The 14,810-nt window shown below is 74.1% G+C and carries 15 protein-coding genes; 7 read left to right on the top strand and 8 right to left on the bottom strand.

All coding sequences use genetic code 11. The annotated features are described in order from the left end of the window. Positions 1–89: 89 nt before the first annotated feature. Entirely contained in the window at positions 90–710 is a 621-nt protein-coding gene (locus ACRRSS_RS07440) for a TetR/AcrR family transcriptional regulator (protein ID WP_435970431.1), read from the bottom strand. Between the two features lie 207 nt (positions 711–917). Here ACRRSS_RS07440 and ddaH point away from each other — a divergent pair, with 207 nt between their 5' ends. Next, positions 918–1,706, top strand: coding sequence for a dimethylargininase (gene ddaH, locus ACRRSS_RS07435; protein ID WP_435975270.1), 789 nt, complete (start codon positions 918–920; stop codon positions 1,704–1,706). 46 nt (positions 1,707–1,752) lie between these two features. Here ddaH and ACRRSS_RS07430 read toward each other — a convergent pair whose 3' ends face one another. Both ACRRSS_RS07430 and ACRRSS_RS07425 read right to left on the bottom strand, forming a co-directional pair. Continuing rightward, positions 1,753–2,736 (bottom strand): small ribosomal subunit Rsm22 family protein, encoded by a 984-nt coding sequence (locus tag ACRRSS_RS07430; protein ID WP_435970430.1) that lies wholly within the window; start codon positions 2,734–2,736, stop codon positions 1,753–1,755. A 199-nt stretch (positions 2,737–2,935) separates the two neighbouring features. Continuing rightward, positions 2,936–4,315 carry a Bcr/CflA family multidrug efflux MFS transporter gene (locus ACRRSS_RS07425; RefSeq protein ID WP_435970429.1) on the bottom strand — a complete coding sequence of 460 codons (1,380 nt, stop codon included), beginning with the start codon at positions 4,313–4,315 and terminating at the stop codon, positions 2,936–2,938. A gap of 83 nt (positions 4,316–4,398) precedes the next feature. Between ACRRSS_RS07425 and ACRRSS_RS07420 the strand changes: the two genes are divergently transcribed. Further along, positions 4,399–5,400 (top strand): Gfo/Idh/MocA family protein, encoded by a 1,002-nt coding sequence (locus tag ACRRSS_RS07420; RefSeq protein ID WP_435970428.1) that lies wholly within the window; start codon positions 4,399–4,401, stop codon positions 5,398–5,400. 66 nt (positions 5,401–5,466) lie between these two features. Here ACRRSS_RS07420 and ACRRSS_RS07415 read toward each other — a convergent pair whose 3' ends face one another. Then, positions 5,467–7,098 carry an alkaline phosphatase D family protein gene (locus tag ACRRSS_RS07415; RefSeq protein WP_435970427.1) on the bottom strand — a complete coding sequence of 544 codons (1,632 nt, stop codon included), beginning with the start codon at positions 7,096–7,098 and terminating at the stop codon, positions 5,467–5,469. A 102-nt stretch (positions 7,099–7,200) separates the two neighbouring features. On the opposite strand from ACRRSS_RS07415, the gene ACRRSS_RS07410 reads away from it, so the two are divergent. Further along, positions 7,201–7,977, top strand: coding sequence for an SDR family oxidoreductase (locus ACRRSS_RS07410; RefSeq protein ID WP_435970426.1), 777 nt, complete (start codon positions 7,201–7,203; stop codon positions 7,975–7,977). Between the two features lie 328 nt (positions 7,978–8,305). Here the strand turns inward: ACRRSS_RS07410 and ACRRSS_RS07405 are convergent, their stop codons facing one another. Then, on the bottom strand, positions 8,306–8,629 hold the full coding sequence (locus tag ACRRSS_RS07405) for a nuclear transport factor 2 family protein (RefSeq protein WP_435970425.1): 324 nt from the start codon (positions 8,627–8,629) through the stop codon (positions 8,306–8,308). Between the two features lie 359 nt (positions 8,630–8,988). Here ACRRSS_RS07405 and ACRRSS_RS07400 point away from each other — a divergent pair, with 359 nt between their 5' ends. Then, a complete protein-coding gene (locus ACRRSS_RS07400) occupies positions 8,989–9,423 on the top strand; it encodes a hypothetical protein (protein WP_435970424.1) in 435 nt (144 codons plus the stop codon). 33 nt (positions 9,424–9,456) lie between these two features. Here the strand turns inward: ACRRSS_RS07400 and ACRRSS_RS07395 are convergent, their stop codons facing one another. Together ACRRSS_RS07395 and ACRRSS_RS07390 are read right to left on the bottom strand one after the other, a co-directional pair. After that, the gene (locus ACRRSS_RS07395; RefSeq protein ID WP_435970423.1) at positions 9,457–10,209 is read right to left on the bottom strand and encodes a response regulator; all 753 of its coding nucleotides are present in this window, start codon (positions 10,207–10,209) and stop codon (positions 9,457–9,459) included. After that, positions 10,206–11,504, bottom strand: coding sequence for a sensor histidine kinase (locus tag ACRRSS_RS07390; RefSeq protein ID WP_435970422.1), 1,299 nt, complete (start codon positions 11,502–11,504; stop codon positions 10,206–10,208). The genes ACRRSS_RS07395 and ACRRSS_RS07390 overlap by 4 nt, the downstream gene beginning before the upstream one ends. Before the next feature lie 166 nt (positions 11,505–11,670). Between ACRRSS_RS07390 and ACRRSS_RS07385 the strand changes: the two genes are divergently transcribed. After that, positions 11,671–12,852 carry a serine hydrolase domain-containing protein gene (locus tag ACRRSS_RS07385; protein ID WP_435970421.1) on the top strand — a complete coding sequence of 394 codons (1,182 nt, stop codon included), beginning with the start codon at positions 11,671–11,673 and terminating at the stop codon, positions 12,850–12,852. Positions 12,853–12,878: 26 nt separating this feature from the next. Here ACRRSS_RS07385 and ACRRSS_RS07380 read toward each other — a convergent pair whose 3' ends face one another. Then, positions 12,879–13,340, bottom strand: a complete 462-nt coding sequence (locus tag ACRRSS_RS07380; RefSeq protein WP_435970420.1) for a VOC family protein — start codon at positions 13,338–13,340, stop codon at positions 12,879–12,881. Between the two features lie 297 nt (positions 13,341–13,637). Here ACRRSS_RS07380 and ACRRSS_RS07375 point away from each other — a divergent pair, with 297 nt between their 5' ends. Next, on the top strand, positions 13,638–14,156 hold the full coding sequence (locus tag ACRRSS_RS07375; protein ID WP_435970419.1) for a DUF1203 domain-containing protein: 519 nt from the start codon (positions 13,638–13,640) through the stop codon (positions 14,154–14,156). A gap of 52 nt (positions 14,157–14,208) precedes the next feature. After that, on the top strand, positions 14,209–14,757 hold the full coding sequence (locus ACRRSS_RS07370) for a GNAT family N-acetyltransferase (RefSeq protein ID WP_435970418.1): 549 nt from the start codon (positions 14,209–14,211) through the stop codon (positions 14,755–14,757). The last annotated feature ends 53 nt before the right edge of the window (positions 14,758–14,810 follow it).

The following is a 14,810-nucleotide window of genomic DNA, read 5'->3' as shown; positions in this document are numbered from 1 at the left end:
CTCATGCTCGCCCGTTCGGCTCTGCCCATGGTCCCACCATCCTGCGCTTCGGGTGACCGGAGTGCGGAACCGGGGTGGGCGGAGACGTTTCAGCCTTTGCGCGCGAGGCCTCGTAGGGCCAGGTCGACGAGGGTGTCGGCGTAGGAGTGGGTCAGGGGCAGGGTGCGGTGGATCCACCGGTGGTGGAGGGGGCCGACCAGGAGTTCGAGGGCGATGCGCGGGTCGATGTCCGGGTCGACGTCGCCGGCCGCCTGGGCGGCCTCGACGCGGCGGACGTAGTACTGGAGCTGGGGTTCGAGCAGCGCGGCGGTGAAGCGGGCGCCGAGCTCGGGGTCGACGACGCCCTCGGCGGCGAGGGCGCGGGTGGGGCCGTCGACGGCCGGGTCGTTCAGCTCGTCCACGGTGGCGCGCAGGACCTGCTTCAGGTCGGCGGCGAGGTCGCCGGTGTCGGGGATCTCGCTGTCGGCGTCGCCGCCGAGCGTTTCGGCGGTCCGGGTCTGGAGGTCGAGGAAGGCGTCGAGGAGGACGGCCGCCTTGGAGGGCCACCAGCGGTAGATGGTCTGCTTGCCGACGCCGGCGCGGGCGGCGATGCCCTCGATGGTGGTCCTGGCGTAGCCGGTCTCGGTGACGAGGGCGAGGGCGGCGTCGAAGATGGCACGGCGGGAGCGTTCGCTGCGGCGGGAGGCGTCGGGGGCCTTGGTCTCGGACATGGCCCCAACCTAGCAGCGTACGAGACGCCGCGTCTCGCATGAGGGTGGCCGAAGCCGACGGACCCCCTGGCCGGTTCCGAACCACCCGAACGGTCCACTGCGCACCGGGCCCGGAAGGCGGACCATGGGGTCCATCCAGTCCCGCCCTTCCGTGAGGAGCCCTCATTGCGCACCACTCCGCGCACGTCCTCGCCCCGCCGTTACCTGATGTGCCCACCCACGCACTTCACGGTGACGTACTCCATCAACCCCTGGATGGACCCCACGAAACCGGTCGACCTGCCGTTGGCCCTCACCCAGTGGGAGGACCTGCGCGACCGCTACCGCGCGCTCGGCCACACCGTCGAGCTGCTCACCCCCGACCCGGCGCTGCCCGACATGGTCTTCGCGGCGAACGGCGCCACCGTCGTCGGGGGCCGGGTCCTCGGCGCGAGGTTCGCCCACCGGGAGCGCGCGGCCGAGGCCGAGGCGCACCTGGCCTGGTTCCGGCGGAACGGCTGGGCGGACGACGACGTACGGGTCCCGGAGCACGTCAACGAGGGCGAGGGCGACTTCGCCGTCACCGCCTCCTGGATCCTCGCCGGGCGCGGCTTCCGCTCCAGTCCGCTGTCCCACGACGAGGTGCGGGAGTTCTTCGGGCGCCCGGTGATCAGCCTGGAGCTGGTGGACCCGCGGTACTACCACCTGGACACGGCGCTGTCCGTCCTGGACGACGCCACCGACGAGGTCATGTACTTCCCGGACGCCTTCTCCCCCGGCAGCCGGGCGGTGCTCGCCCGGCTCTTCCCGGACGCCCTGATCGCGACGGCCGAGGACGCGGCGGCCCTCGGCCTGAACGCGGTCTCCGACGGCCGTAACGTCCTGCTCCCCCAGGCGGCGGTGGGTCTCTTCGATCCCCTCCGCGAGCGGGGCTTCGAGCCGATCGGCATGGACCTGGGCGAACTGCTCAAGGGCGGCGGCAGTGTGAAGTGCTGCACCCAGGAGCTGCGGCCCTAGCCGGGCGCCCTTCGGCCGACTGGCGGCAGGGTGCCGCGCGGACCGCTCAGTCCTCGTCCTCCGGCGGCCAGGGGTCGCCCCACGCGGCGTCACGGGCCTGCTTGTACAGGGGCCCGTGGCGCTTGGTGACCGTGTCACGGGTCAGGCCGTCGGGGCCGCACAGGTCGAGCAGGACCAGGCCCTTGCGGATCTGGGGCCTGCGGGTGATGCGGGAGACCGCTGGCGTCGGCGGGACCCGGGTCGCCGCCACGTAGCTGTACTTCTCGTCCTCGTACGGCAGCGAGCCGCCCTTGACCTGCCGGTGCAGCGAGGAGCGGCTCACCCGGGCCGAGAAGTGGCACCAGTCGGTGCCCGGCTCGATCGGGCAGGCGCCGCTGTGCGGGCAGGGCGCGGCGACGGTGAACCCGGCCTCGACGAGCAGCGTGCGGGCCGCGATGATCCGCTCGTAGCCGTCGGGGGTGCCGGGCTCGACGATCACGACGGTCCGCGCCACCCGCGCCGCCTCCGCCACGAGCGCCGCCCGGTCCGCCGGGGTCAGCTCCTTGAGCACGTACGAGACGGTGACGAGGTCGGTCTCCGCCAGCTTCAGCGCGCCGCCGATCCGGGCGGTGCGCCACTCGGCGTCCAGGGCGCCGGCCGCCAGCTCGCGGCCGAGCGTGAGGGCGGGCTCCGCCCAGTCGAGGACGGTGGAGCGGGGCGGCTCGTCCGCCCAGGCCTCGGCGACGGCCCAGCTCGCCGCGCCCGTACCGCCGCCGACGTCCGTGTGGGTACGCGGCTCCCAGTCGGGCGCCGCCTCCCGCAGCGCGTCGAGGGCGCCCCGTACCGCCTCGAAGGTCGCCGGCATCCGGTACGCGGCGTACGCGGCGACGTCGGAGCGGTCGCGCAGCACGGGGGCGTCCGTCGGGGTGGTGCCCCGGTAGTTGGCGATCAGCCGGTCGACGGCCTGGGCGGCCTGGCGGGGCGGCAGCCCGTCGAGGAGCCCGGCGAGGGCGGCGCGCAGGGAGTCGGCGGAGGGAGCGGAGGCGTTCACCGAGACAGTCTAGGCGGCCGGATCGGCAGCCCCGGCGGCTCGGTCCCGGCCGGCCCGGGGCCCCGGGGCCGGCTCGGTCCCGGCTCCGGACCGGGCGCTCGGACGGACTCGGTCCCGGCTCGGTCCCGACTCCGGCCGGCGGTCAGACGGTCTCGGACTGGCTCGGTCCCGGGTCCGGAGCCGGCTCCGGTCCGGGCGCTCAGACGGACTCGGTCCCGGCTCCGGGCCTTCCCGCGGCCGACTGCCACGGTCGGCAGAGGCCCAGGAAGCAGGCCAGGGCGAGGACGGCGCAGGTCAGCTGGACGACCGCCATGGGGACGGCGGTGTGCTCGCCCGCGATGCCGACGAGCGGGGAGGCGACAGCGCCGACGAGGAACGAGGTGGTGCCGAGGAGCGCGGACGCCGAACCGGCGGCGTGCGGGGTGCGCATCAGGGCCTGGGCGTTGGTGTTCGGCATGGCGAGGCCCATCGCCGACATGAGGACGAAGAGTCCGGCGGCGACCGGGACGAGCCCGACCTCCCCGAAGGCGCCGCTGGTCATGAGGAGCAGCGCGAGGGCGGAGACGAGGATGGTCCCGAGGCCCCAGCCGAGCGCCTTGTCGAGGCTGACGCGGCCGATGAGCAGCTTGCCGTTGATCTGGCCGACGGCGACGAGCCCGATCGAGTTGAGGCCGAAGAGCAGGCTGAAGGTCTGCGGCGAGGCCCCGTAGATCTCCTGGACCACGAAGGGCGAGGCCGAGATGTAGGCGAAGAGGGCCGCGAAGGCGAGTCCGCCGGTCAGCATGTACCCGGCGAAGACGCGGTCGGTGACCAGCCCCTTCATGGTGCGCAGGGCCTCGCCGACCCCGCCCTCGTGCCGTCGCTCGGCGGGGAGCGTCTCGTCGAGGAAGCGCCAGACGACGAGGGTGAGGAGGACGCCGATCACGGTGAGGACGTGGAAGACGCCCCGCCAGTCGGTGATCCGCAGGATCTGGCCGCCGATGACGGGCGCGATGATCGGGGCGACGCCGGAGATCAGCATCAGGGTGGAGAAGAACCGGGCCATCTCCACGCCGTCGTACAGGTCGCGGACGACGGCGCGGGCGATGACGATGCCGGCGGCGCCCGCGAGGCCCTGGAGCAGCCGGAAGCCGATGAGGAGTTCGGCGGTGGGCGCGAGGGCGCAGACGGCGGTGGCGAGGACGTACACGACCATGCCGACGAGCAGCGGGCGGCGGCGGCCCCACTTGTCGCTCATGGGGCCGACGACGAGCTGACCGAGGGCCATGCCGGCGAGGCAGGCCGTGAGGGTGAGCTGGACGGTGGCGGCGGGGGCGCTCAGCGCGCCGGTGACCTCCGGCAGCGCCGGCAGGTACATGTCCATGGAGAGCGGGGGCAGGGCGGTGAGGCCACCCAGGACGAGGGTGACGAGCAGCCCCGTACGGCGCGCGGCGGCGACGGCGGGGGTCGCGGCGGGTCCGGGGGCGGTCGCGGCGAGGCCGGAAGCGGTCGGGGCGGCACCGGGGGCGGTCGCGGTGTCGGCACCCGAGGCCGTTTCGGTTATGTGACCTTGTGTTGTTTTCTGGCCGCTCTCCGGCATCGACAGCTCCATTTCGTTGAATCCGCGCCTATGCTCTCAGCTCGATCGGCATGATCGAGACCTCTGTGGGACGGGTGGGGAACATGGGAGAGACGGTTCGCTGGGGAATCCTGGCGACGGGCGGCATAGCGGAGCGGTTCACGACGGACCTCCTGACGCTCGACGGCGCCGAGGTCGTCGCCGTCGCGTCCCGTACGGAGGCCTCCGCGAAGGCCTTCGCCGACCGGTTCGGGATCCCCCGGGCGTACGGGGGCTGGGACGGACTCTTCGCCGACGAGGACGTCGACGTCGTGTACGTGGCGACCCCGCACCACGCGCACCGGGAGGCGGCCGGCCGCGCCCTGGAGGCGGGCAGGGCGGTGCTCTGCGAGAAGGCCCTCACCCTCAACGCCCGGGAGGCGGAGGAACTCGTCGCCCTCGCCCGGGACCGCGGCCTCTTCCTCATGGAGGCCATGTGGATGTACTGCAACCCGCTGGTCCGGCGGCTCGCCGAGCTGGTCCGCGACGGGGCGATCGGCGAGGTCAGGACCGTCCAGGCGGACTTCGGGCTCGCGGGCCCGTTCGCGGCGGACCACCGGCTGCGGGACCCGGCGGTGGGCGGCGGGGCACTGCTCGACCTCGGTGTGTACCCGGTGTCGTTCGCGCAGCTGCTCCTGGGTGAGCCCGACACGGTCCACGCGCACGCGCTGATCTCGCCCGAGGGCGTCGACCTGAACACGGGCATGCTGCTCGGCTGGGACTCGGGAGCCTCGGCCCTGCTGTCCTGCTCGCTCGTCGCGGACACGCCCCTGACGGCGTCCGTGACGGGGACGCTCGGCCGCATCGACGTCCCGCGCGGCTTCTTCTTCCCCGAGCGGTTCACGCTGCACCGCGCCGGCCACGAGCCGGAGGAGTTCACGTCGGACGACGACCCGCACTCCTTCCGGCACGAGGCCGCCGAGGTCATGCGCGTCCTGCGGGCGGGCGGGACCGAGTCGCCGCTCGTCCCGCTCGACGGCTCGCTCGCGGTGATGCGGACGCTCGACGCGGTACGGGACCGCGTCGGCGTCCGCTATCCCGGCGAGGCGCCGGCCGCCCGGGCCTGATCGCACAGACCCGATCACACGGACCTGGTCGCACGGGCCCGCCCGCACCCGCCCGCACGGGCCCGATCACGCGGGCTTGAGGCCCGGATCGCCCGCCTCCGTCACGAAGGAGGCGGCCGTGGTGACGGGGGCGCCCGGAGTCGTCACGTACGGCACCGTACGGAAGTCGGCCCGGGCGCCGTCCTCGCCGAGGGCGACCTTCACGTAGCCGCGCCGCCCGTTGAAGAACTTCAGGTGCGGGTTGGCCTGGAAGAGCCGGTCGTAGTTGGACGGCCGGTCGGCACCGTTCCTGCCGCTGGTGATCGAGGTGGCGACGATCTCGGTGCCGACCGTCCGGGAGGCCGGGTCGCGGAAGTCGGCCTTGATGTCGAGGCCGTAGCCGACGTGGACGTCCCCGGTGAGCACCATCAGGTTCTCGACCCCGGCGGCCTCCGCCCCCGCGAGGATCCGCCGCCGGGAGGCCGGATAGCCGTCCCAGGAGTCCATGGAGAGGGTGAAGTCGGCGGTGGGCCGGTCGCGGCGCTCGGCGAAGACGACCTGCTGCGGCAGGACGTTCCAGCGGGCCCGGGAGTGGCGCCAGCCGTCGAGCAGCCACCGTTCCTGCGCGGCCCCGGTCATCGTCCGCGCCGGGTTCTCCGACTCCGGGCCCGGGACCCGCCAGCCGTCGCCGTACGCCTGGTCGGAGCGGTACTGCCGGGTGTCGAGGATGTCGAACTGGGCGAGGCGCCCGAAGCGCAGCCGCCGGTAGAGCCGCATGTCGGCGCCGTCGGGCCGCTGCGGCGCGCGCAGCGGCTGGTGCTCCCAGTAGGCGCGGTAGGCGGCGGCGCGGCGGAGCAGGAACTCCTCGGGCGGGACGCTGTTCTCGGGGGTGCCGCCCGCGTAGTTGTTCTCGGTCTCGTGGTCGTCCCAGGTGACGACGAAGGGGTGGGCGGCGTGCGCGGCCATCAGGTCGGGGTCCGACTTGTAGAGGCTGTAGCGGAGCCGGTAGTCGTCGAGGGTGAGCGTCTCCCGGTCGAAGACGGCCGGGAGGGTGCGGTCGGTGTAGGCGCGGGCGCCACCGGTGGCGTTGACGGCGTACTCGTACAGGTAGTCACCGAGGTGGAAGACGACGTCGACGTCCTCCTGGGCGAGGTGCCGGTAGGCCGTGAAGTACCCGTCGTGGTACGCCTGGCAGGAGACGGCGGCGAGCTTGAGGCCACTGGTGCGGGCCCAGGGGGCGGGCGCCGTACGGGTGCGGCCGACGGGACTGGTCCAGTCGCCGACCCGGAAGCGGTAGAAGAGCGGGCGGCCGGAGTCGAGGTGGTCGACCTCGACGTGCACGGTGTGCCGGAACTCCGGGTGCGCGGTGGCCCGGCCGCGCCGCACGATCCGGGTGAAGCGCTCGTCGCGGGCGAGCTCCCAGTGGACGGAGACGCGGTGGGCGGGCAGCCCGCCGTCGGGCTCGAAGGGGCGGGGCGCGAGACGCGTCCAGAGCAGGACCGAACCGGGCAGCGGGTCGCCCGACGCCACCCCCAGGGTGAACGGGTCCTCGGTGACGCGCCGCCCGTCGAGCTCGGCGGCGGCCGCCGCGCCGGCGGCGGGCAGCTGGGTGGCGAAGGCGAGCGCGGCGGCGGCCCCGGTGACCGTGAGGAACCTGCGACGGTCGAAGTGCCGTGCGGCGGCGCGGAGTTCCTCCGAGTGCTGGTGTACGTGGTCCATGTGCCCCTCCCCAGACGGATGCTGTCCGTCCGCCATTCGAGGGGGGTGGGGCGACCACACGTTGTCGGGTACAGAACATCCACGTGTCGGGACGATGAGTTCATGGGACACGCGTCTCGCGTACGCTGCGCGCCCATGAGCATCGCAGTGGTGACGGGAGCGGGATCGGGCATCGGCCGGAGCGTGGCCGTCGCCCTGGCGGCGGCCGGCTGGTCGGTGGTCCTGGCGGGGCGCCGGGCCGGCGCGCTGGAGGAGACGGCGGCGGCCCTGCCGGCCGGCGACTTCCTGGCCGTCCCGACGGACGTGACCTCGGCCGAGGAGGTCGCGGCCCTCTTCACGGCGGTACGGGACCACTACGGCCGCGTCGACCTGCTCTTCAACAACGCCGGTACGTTCGCGGGCGGCGGCGTCCCCGTCGAGGAGCTGGACCCGGACACCTGGCGCGCGGTCGTCGACGTCAACCTGACGGGCGCGTTCCTCTGCGCCCAGGCGGCCTTCCGCACGATGAAGGAGCAGGACCCGCGGGGCGGCCGGATCATCAACAACGGCTCGATCGCCGCCCACGTACCGCGCCCGCACTCGATCGCGTACACGGCGACGAAGCACGCGATGACGGGCCTGACGAAGTCCCTGTCGCTCGACGGACGCCCGTACCGGATCGCCTGCGGTCAGCTCGACATCGGCAACGCGGCGACGGAGATGACGGCCCGCATGCAGACCGGCATCCTCCAGGCCAACGGGGAACTGGCGGCGGAACCGGTGATGGACGCGGCGGACGTGGCGGCGACGGTGGTGCACATGGCGGCCCTGCCGCTGGAGGCGAACGTGCAGTTCGCGACGGTGATGGCCACGGCCATGCCGTACATCGGCCGAGGCTGACGGCCCGTCCCCGCCCACCCCGGCCCCCTTCGCGGGGCGGGCGGGGACGGGGCGGACAGGTGGGGCCGGGGCGGACAGGTGGGGCCGGGGCGGACAGGTGTGCGCCAGAGCCGTCAGGCTCGGGCCCGGACGAGTCAGGTTCGGGCCCGGGCGGTCAGGTTCGCGGCGGTCGGGTTCCGAGCGGTCGGGCCCGAGCGGGTCAGGCTCGGGCGCGGACGGGTCAGGTTCGGGCCCGGACGGTCAGGTTGGCGGCGGTCCGGTTCCGAGCGATCGGCCCGGGCGGGTCAGGCTCCGGCCCGGGCGGTCCTGCCCGCGCCGGGCCGTCGGGTCAGGCCTGGTCGGTCTCGAAGCGGGCGACCTTGCCGCCGTCGACGGTGAAGCGCCAGCGGGTGCGCATCTCGCCCCAGGTGTCGTTGCGGTAGCGGGCGACGAGGTCCCGCCCGCCTTCCTTCTCGGACTCGATCTCCATGTGTCCGCGCGAGGAGAAGACCTCCTTCTCCGTCCACTGCTCCAGGTCCCGGTCGGACCCGTCGTCGGACATGGTCGCGCCCGGAGTGAGGGCCGCCTGGAAGGCCGCCTGGTCGTTGGCGTTGAGGGCCGTGACGAACGCGCGCACGGCCGGATCGGTGAGCCGGTCCACGGGGATGGTCATGCCCTACCCGTACACCGCGCCGGCCCGCCGACGCGTGTCGCGCGCCGAAGGTACCCGGCGGGCTGCCCCGGATGACCGACACAGGAGGGGGTCGGAACCGGTCGCGGGCCTGGCCCCCGCCGCCACGACCGAGGCCCGACCCCGACCCCGGCCCCGGACCTGGCCTGACCCCGACCTAGCCCTAGCCCTAGCCCCGCCTCCGGCCCCGATCCCGATCCCTGCTCCACAGCGCGCGGAGCCTGCCCCTCCCTGACGACTTCTCAGCGCCACACAGCCTACGAGCCGCGTGTTCCCAGGTGCCCGGCGCAGGGCCGTCGGGCATGGTCCGGATGACTCCCGCACCCACCCCAGGAGGAGAGATGGCGCACGCCGGCAAGGTCGTCAAGCTGTACGCGAAGGGGGCCCCGGTCGGGGTCGAGGACGGAGCGCTGGTCGGCTTCCTCGCCGACCCGGAGCAGGCCGGGGAGTGGCTGGTCACCCGCGCGGACGACGGCTTCCGCCTCACCGCGAAGGGCACGGAGGAGACCATCGCCTCGGCGGGCACCGGGCGCGCCCCCGCGGTCGTGCGCCCCGACGACTCCCCCGCCTCCGTCTGGCGGCTCCAGCGCGTCGACGGCGAAGGCTCCACCACGGTCACCTCGCTCGCCGACCTCCGGGACGGCACCTACGTGATCGACCAGAACGGACTGGCCCTCGGCCGGGATCTGTTCGAGGACCGGTCCCTGCTCCCCAAGCGCGTCTTCGTCCGTACGGACGACCGGGACCCGCAGTGGACGATCGAGGTCCTGGCCTGACCCCGTAACCCCACCCCGTACACCCCACGCGTCTCAGCCGGTGAACCCCGGGACCACCAGACCGGACTCGTACGCGATGACCACCGCGTGGGTCCGGTTCTGCGCGCCGAGCTTGGTCAGGACGTTCCCGACGTGGGTCTTCACCGTCTCCAGGCTCACCGTGAGCGACTCGGCGATCTCCGGGTTGGACAGGCCGGTGGCCATCAGCCGCAGGACCTCCTCCTCCCGCCCCGTGAGCGCCGCCCTGGGCAGTGCCGCCGCCGAGTCCAGCGGACGGGCGGCGACCATGCGGCGCAGGGTGGTGGGGAAGAGGATCGCCTCCCCCGCCGCCACCACCCGTACCGCCTCCGCGATCTGCCGGACCGGGAGTCGTTTCAGTACGAAGCCGCTGGCCCCGGCGCTGAGCGCGGCGGTGACGTAGTCGTCGTTCTCGAAGGTGGTGATCACGACGACCTTCGGCGGCCCGCCCGCCCCCGGTGCGCCCGACGCGACCGAACCCGCTTCGGGCGGTCCGGCTTCGAGCGACCCGGCCTCGGGCGGTCCGGCCGACTCGGCGAGGAGGTGCCGGGTGGCCTCGATCCCGTTGCGGCGCGGCATGCGTACGTCCATGAGGACCACGTCGGGCCGCAGCCGCCGTGCCTGTTCGACCACCTCGACGCCGTCGGCGGCCTCACCGACCACCGCGATCCCCGGCTGCGCGGCGAGCAGGGTCCGCAGACCGCTGCGGGTCACCTCGTCGTCGTCCGCGATCAGGAGGGTGACGGGTGCGCCGCCGGGGCCGCTCATGCCGACCACCGTACGGGCAGCCTGACGGCCAGTCGCCAGCGCCGCGGCCCGTCCGGGCCGGCGTCGAACTCCCCGTGCAGCAGCCGTACGCGCTCGGCGAGGCCGGGCAGCCCGTGACCGGACGTGGGGAAGGCGCCCCGACGGCCCGAACCGGGGCCGGCAGCCGCCCCGGCCCCGGTCGCGGTCTCGTTGACCACACCGAGTTCCAGCGCGTCCGGCGTGGCCGCCACGCGGACCTCGACCGGGCCGCCCGACCCGTGCCGCATCGCGTTCGTCAGCCCCTCCTGGAGGATGCGGTACGCGGCCCGGGAGAGCGTCCCCTGCACCTGCGCCAGGTCCCCGGACAGCTCCGGCTCCACCACCGCGCCCGTGTGCCGCAGCCGGTCGAGCAGCTCGGGCAGATCGGCCAGGGTGCGGGCCGGTGCCGTCTCGGCGTCCCGTTCACGCAGGACGCCGAGTACGTAGTCCAGGTCCTCCAGGGCGGCCCGGGCCGACTCCTCGATGCTGCGCAGGGCGGCCCGCGCCGCGACCGGGTCGGCGGAGAGCACCTCGCCGGCCACCGCCGCCTGGATCGTGGTGGTGGTCAGCGTGTGGCCGATCGAGTCGTGCAACTCGTGCGCCAGCCGGTTGCGTTCGGCGAGCCTCAGCTCGCGTTCGGCCGCGAGCGCGAGCCGTTCGGCCGCGGACGGCCCGAGCAGCCGGGGTGCCGACCACCGCAGGGCCTTCGTCACCAGGGCGCACACGGCCGCCGCGAGGAGCAGGCAGCCGAGGGCGACCGCCCAGCTCTGCCAGCCGCCGTCCACCCGCACCGAACGTCCGAACAGGTTCAGTCCCAGCTCCGCTTCGAGCCATCCCCCGGGGAGGGTCAGGCCCGCGAAGAGCAGCACGCCGCTCGCCAGGGCGCCCGTCCATCCGAGCGTCACGTGGAGCAGCAGCCAGAGGGGAGTGCGCCAGCGGTCGGCGCGGGACGGCGGGGCGGGAGCCGTTCCGGCGCCGGTCGGACCCGCGGACGGGGCCCGTACGGCGACGGGCTCGGGCAACGACACCCTCAACAGTCGCCGGGCGGACACGACCAGCACCCGCCGCGTGGTGCGGGCGAGGCCGACCAGGCCGATCAGTACCGCCCAGATCAGCAGCGCCACGCCGATCTGCACGCCCTCGGAGGCGGACCGCCACGCCAGCGCGGGCAGCAGCGCGAAGGACAGCAGGGGCAGGCTCGCCAGAACGGCGCCGTAGGCGAACAGCGCACCCGTGTACGTGGAGCGGCGCAGCAGCGGCCGGAGTCCCTTGATCATGATCAACCAGTATGGACGGGCTGTTCGCGCGCGGCCTCCCCCGATCGGGGGAGGTATTTCTCCCGCCTTCCCGCGATGTGCGCGGGAGCCGCCGGAATCCATGCTCGTGTCCTGCCGGCCGATCCACCGGACCGGCAAGATCCCACGAATGCAATGGAGTTGACCCATGCGTGAGCAGACCTGGCACCAGCACGGTCCCCGTTCCTCCGAGCGGCGGCGCGGCGGGCGGCGCGGGGTGTGGGCGGCCGCGGCCGCCGCGGCCGTCGCCGTCGTGACCGCCGGCGTCCTGGCGCCGCCGACGGCGTCCGCCGGGGTCCGCCCGGACAGCGTGCAGCTGGGCCTGGACGGGCTGGTGCGCGACGGCCGGCCCGCCGCGCTGGCGTCCGTCAGGGGCGAGGACGGCCGCACCCGGACCTACACGGCGGGGGTCGGCGACCTGGCCACCGGCGCGAAGGTGCCCAGGGACGGTCAGATGCGGGCCGGCAGCAACACCAAGACGTTCGTCGCGGTGGTCGTGCTGCAGCTGGTCGCCGAGGGGAGGATCGGCCTCGACGCCGACATCGACACCTACCTCCCGGGGCTCGTACGCGGCGAGGGCATCGACGGACGGAACATCACCGTCCGTCAGCTCCTCCAGCACACGAGCGGACTTCCCGAGTACGGGGACCACATCAGCGACGACGTGCTCCCGCACCGGTACTTCGAGCCGCGCGACCTCGTCGACATCGCGCTCAAGGAGAAGGCCGTGTTCGAGCCCGGGAAGAGGTGGTCGTACAGCAACACGAACTACGTCCTGGCCGGCCTGATCGTCCAGAAGGTCACGGGCCGCCCCCTCGCCGAGGAGATCGACCGGCGCGTCGTCCAGCGCGTCGGGCTCCGCCACACCTACTTCCCCGCGCCCGGCGACAGGACCCTCCGGGAGCCCCACCCGAAGGGCTACCGCGAGATGACGGCGGAGGGGCCGCTGGTCGACTCCACGCGGATCGATCCGTCGGCGGGCTGGGCGGCGGGCCAGATGATCTCCACCGACTCCGACCTCAACCGCTTCTTCACCTCGCTCCTCCGCGGCGACCTCCTCGACAAGGCCCGGCTCGCCGAGATGCGCACCACCGTCCCGGTCGGCGACACCGGCGCCCACTACGGCCTGGGGCTCATGAGCAGGAAGCTGTCGTGCGGCGGCGTCTACTGGGGTCACGGCGGTGACATCCTGGGCTACGAGACCCGCGGCGGGGTGACCGCCGACGGCAGCCGCGCCGCGAACGTCACGGTGACGAGCATCCCGACCGACATCGCCGGTACGAGGCGCGTCGAGGCCGTCGTGGACACGGCGCTCTGTCACCGCGGCTGACGCGCTCGGCCGGGCGCCCGGCCCCGTCAGTCCAGGCAGAACTCGTTGCCCTCGGGGTCGGCCATCACGAGGAAGCCGGTGCTCATCGGAGGCTCGGGCTCGAAGCGGCGCAGCCGCTTCGCCCCGAGCGCGACGAGCCGCTCGCACTCGGCTTCGAGGGCGGCCATCCGCGCCTCTCCCTCCAGCCCGGGAGCCGCACGGACGTCGAGGTGCACCCGGTTCTTGGCGACCTTGCCCTCCGGCACCCGCTGGAAGAACACCCGCGGGCCCCGCCCGTCCGGGTCCTCGATGGCCGATCGGGTGTTGCGCTCCTCCTCCGGCACGCCGATCCGGGCGAGGAAGTCGTCCCAGGCGGCGAGCGGGTCGGCGCCCTCGGGGAGCTCGACCCCGGGCGGCCCGGGATGGACGTACCCGAGCGCGTCCCGCCAGAAGGACGACAGGGCCCGCGGGTCATGGGCGTCGAAGGTGACCTGGAATTGACGGCTCATCGTGCTGCTCCGTTCGTACGGGTCGCGTGGCGCGGACAGAGGACGGCGCCGCTCGGGCGGCCGCCGTCCGGCTCCAGTCGAGACCGTCCGCGTCCGTGAGTCCACCCTGACACCCCCGGCGGACGGAATCGGTCCGCCATCCCCGCCGGGCTGGACGACACGGGGCGCGGCGGGCGACGCCGGAACCCGGAGACCATGCTTCGGAGCCACCCACCGGTACGAGCTGACGCCTCCGCTCTCGCCTCGGCGTCCGAATACCGCCAGCGCCCCGGGGCCGCCCCGCGCGACCCTGACCGTATGAGCACCCACACCGCCACCACCTACGCCGCCCGCCCCATCCCGCCGTCCGCGCTCGCCGAGTTGCGGGTCGCGGACGACGCCGGGCGGGCCTGTGTGCCGTACGTCGTGCCCGCCGACGACGGGGGCGATCCGCTCCGTTGCTGCCTGCGGCCCTCCGCTCCCGGCGAGCGGATCGCGCTCGTCGCGTACGCGCCGCTGCGGCGCTGGGCCGCCGAGACCGGGGCGGAGCCGGGTGCGTACGACGAGCAGGGACCCGTCTTCGTCCACGCCGAGGAGTGCGGCGGCCCCGCGCCCTCGGAGGCGTACCCCTTCACCCGGCCCGGGGCGCTCCGGACCCTCCGCCGCTACGACGCGGCGGGCCGGATCGTCGGGGGGCGCCTCCTGGAGATCCCGGAGGCGGCCGAGGAGGGCTTCGACCAGGCGTTCGCGGAGGCCTTCGCCGACCCGGCCGTGGCCCTGGTGCACGTCAGGGCGGTGGAGTACGGCTGCTTCCACTTCGAGGTCAGGCGCCCCTGACGAGGCCGTAAACCCGTGGACAGCCCGTCGGCTTCGGGTGACCATCTCCGCGATGAACAACGAACCTCTCCCCACCCCCAGACGCGTCCGCTTCGTCGAGCTCAACGCCAAGGCCCTGCGGGCGCTCGCCGACGGTGACCTCGCGGCCGGCAGCGCCGAGGCCGGGGTCGCCCTCGACGAACACTTCGTGGGCGACCGGGCCCGCTGGATCTTCGGCCACCGCGCGGAGCAGCTCGCCGAGGACCCGTCCGCCGCACCCTGGATCGCGCGGGCCGCCGTGTCCGAGCCGGACGGGGTGGTCATCGGCGACGCCGGGTTCCACGGCCCGCCGGACGAAGCGGGAACGGTCGAGGTCGGCTTCACCGTCGTCCCCGGCCACCGCCGCCAGGGCTACGCCCGCGCGATGCTGAAGGCGCTCCTCACCAGGGCCGCCGCCGAACCGGGCGTCAGGACGGTGCGGGCCCGCGCCAGAGCCGACAACGAGGCCTCCCTCGCCACCATCGCGGGCTTCGGCTTCACGCGCGTCGGCGAGCAGGGCAACGAACAGGACGGACTCACCCTGGTCTTCGAACTCCCGGCGACCGCGATCCGACCCGACTGACGTCGAGGACACGCCCGTCCGAGCACCCGCCCACCCCGACCCGGCAGCCCGTC

Source organism: Streptomyces sp. Qhu_M48, from assembly GCF_051305195.1.
Classification (GTDB): Bacteria; Actinomycetota; Actinomycetes; order Streptomycetales; family Streptomycetaceae; genus Streptomyces.
The sequence above is the reverse complement of the archived record's forward strand: the minus strand, read 5'-3'. Positions and strand labels throughout refer to the sequence as shown.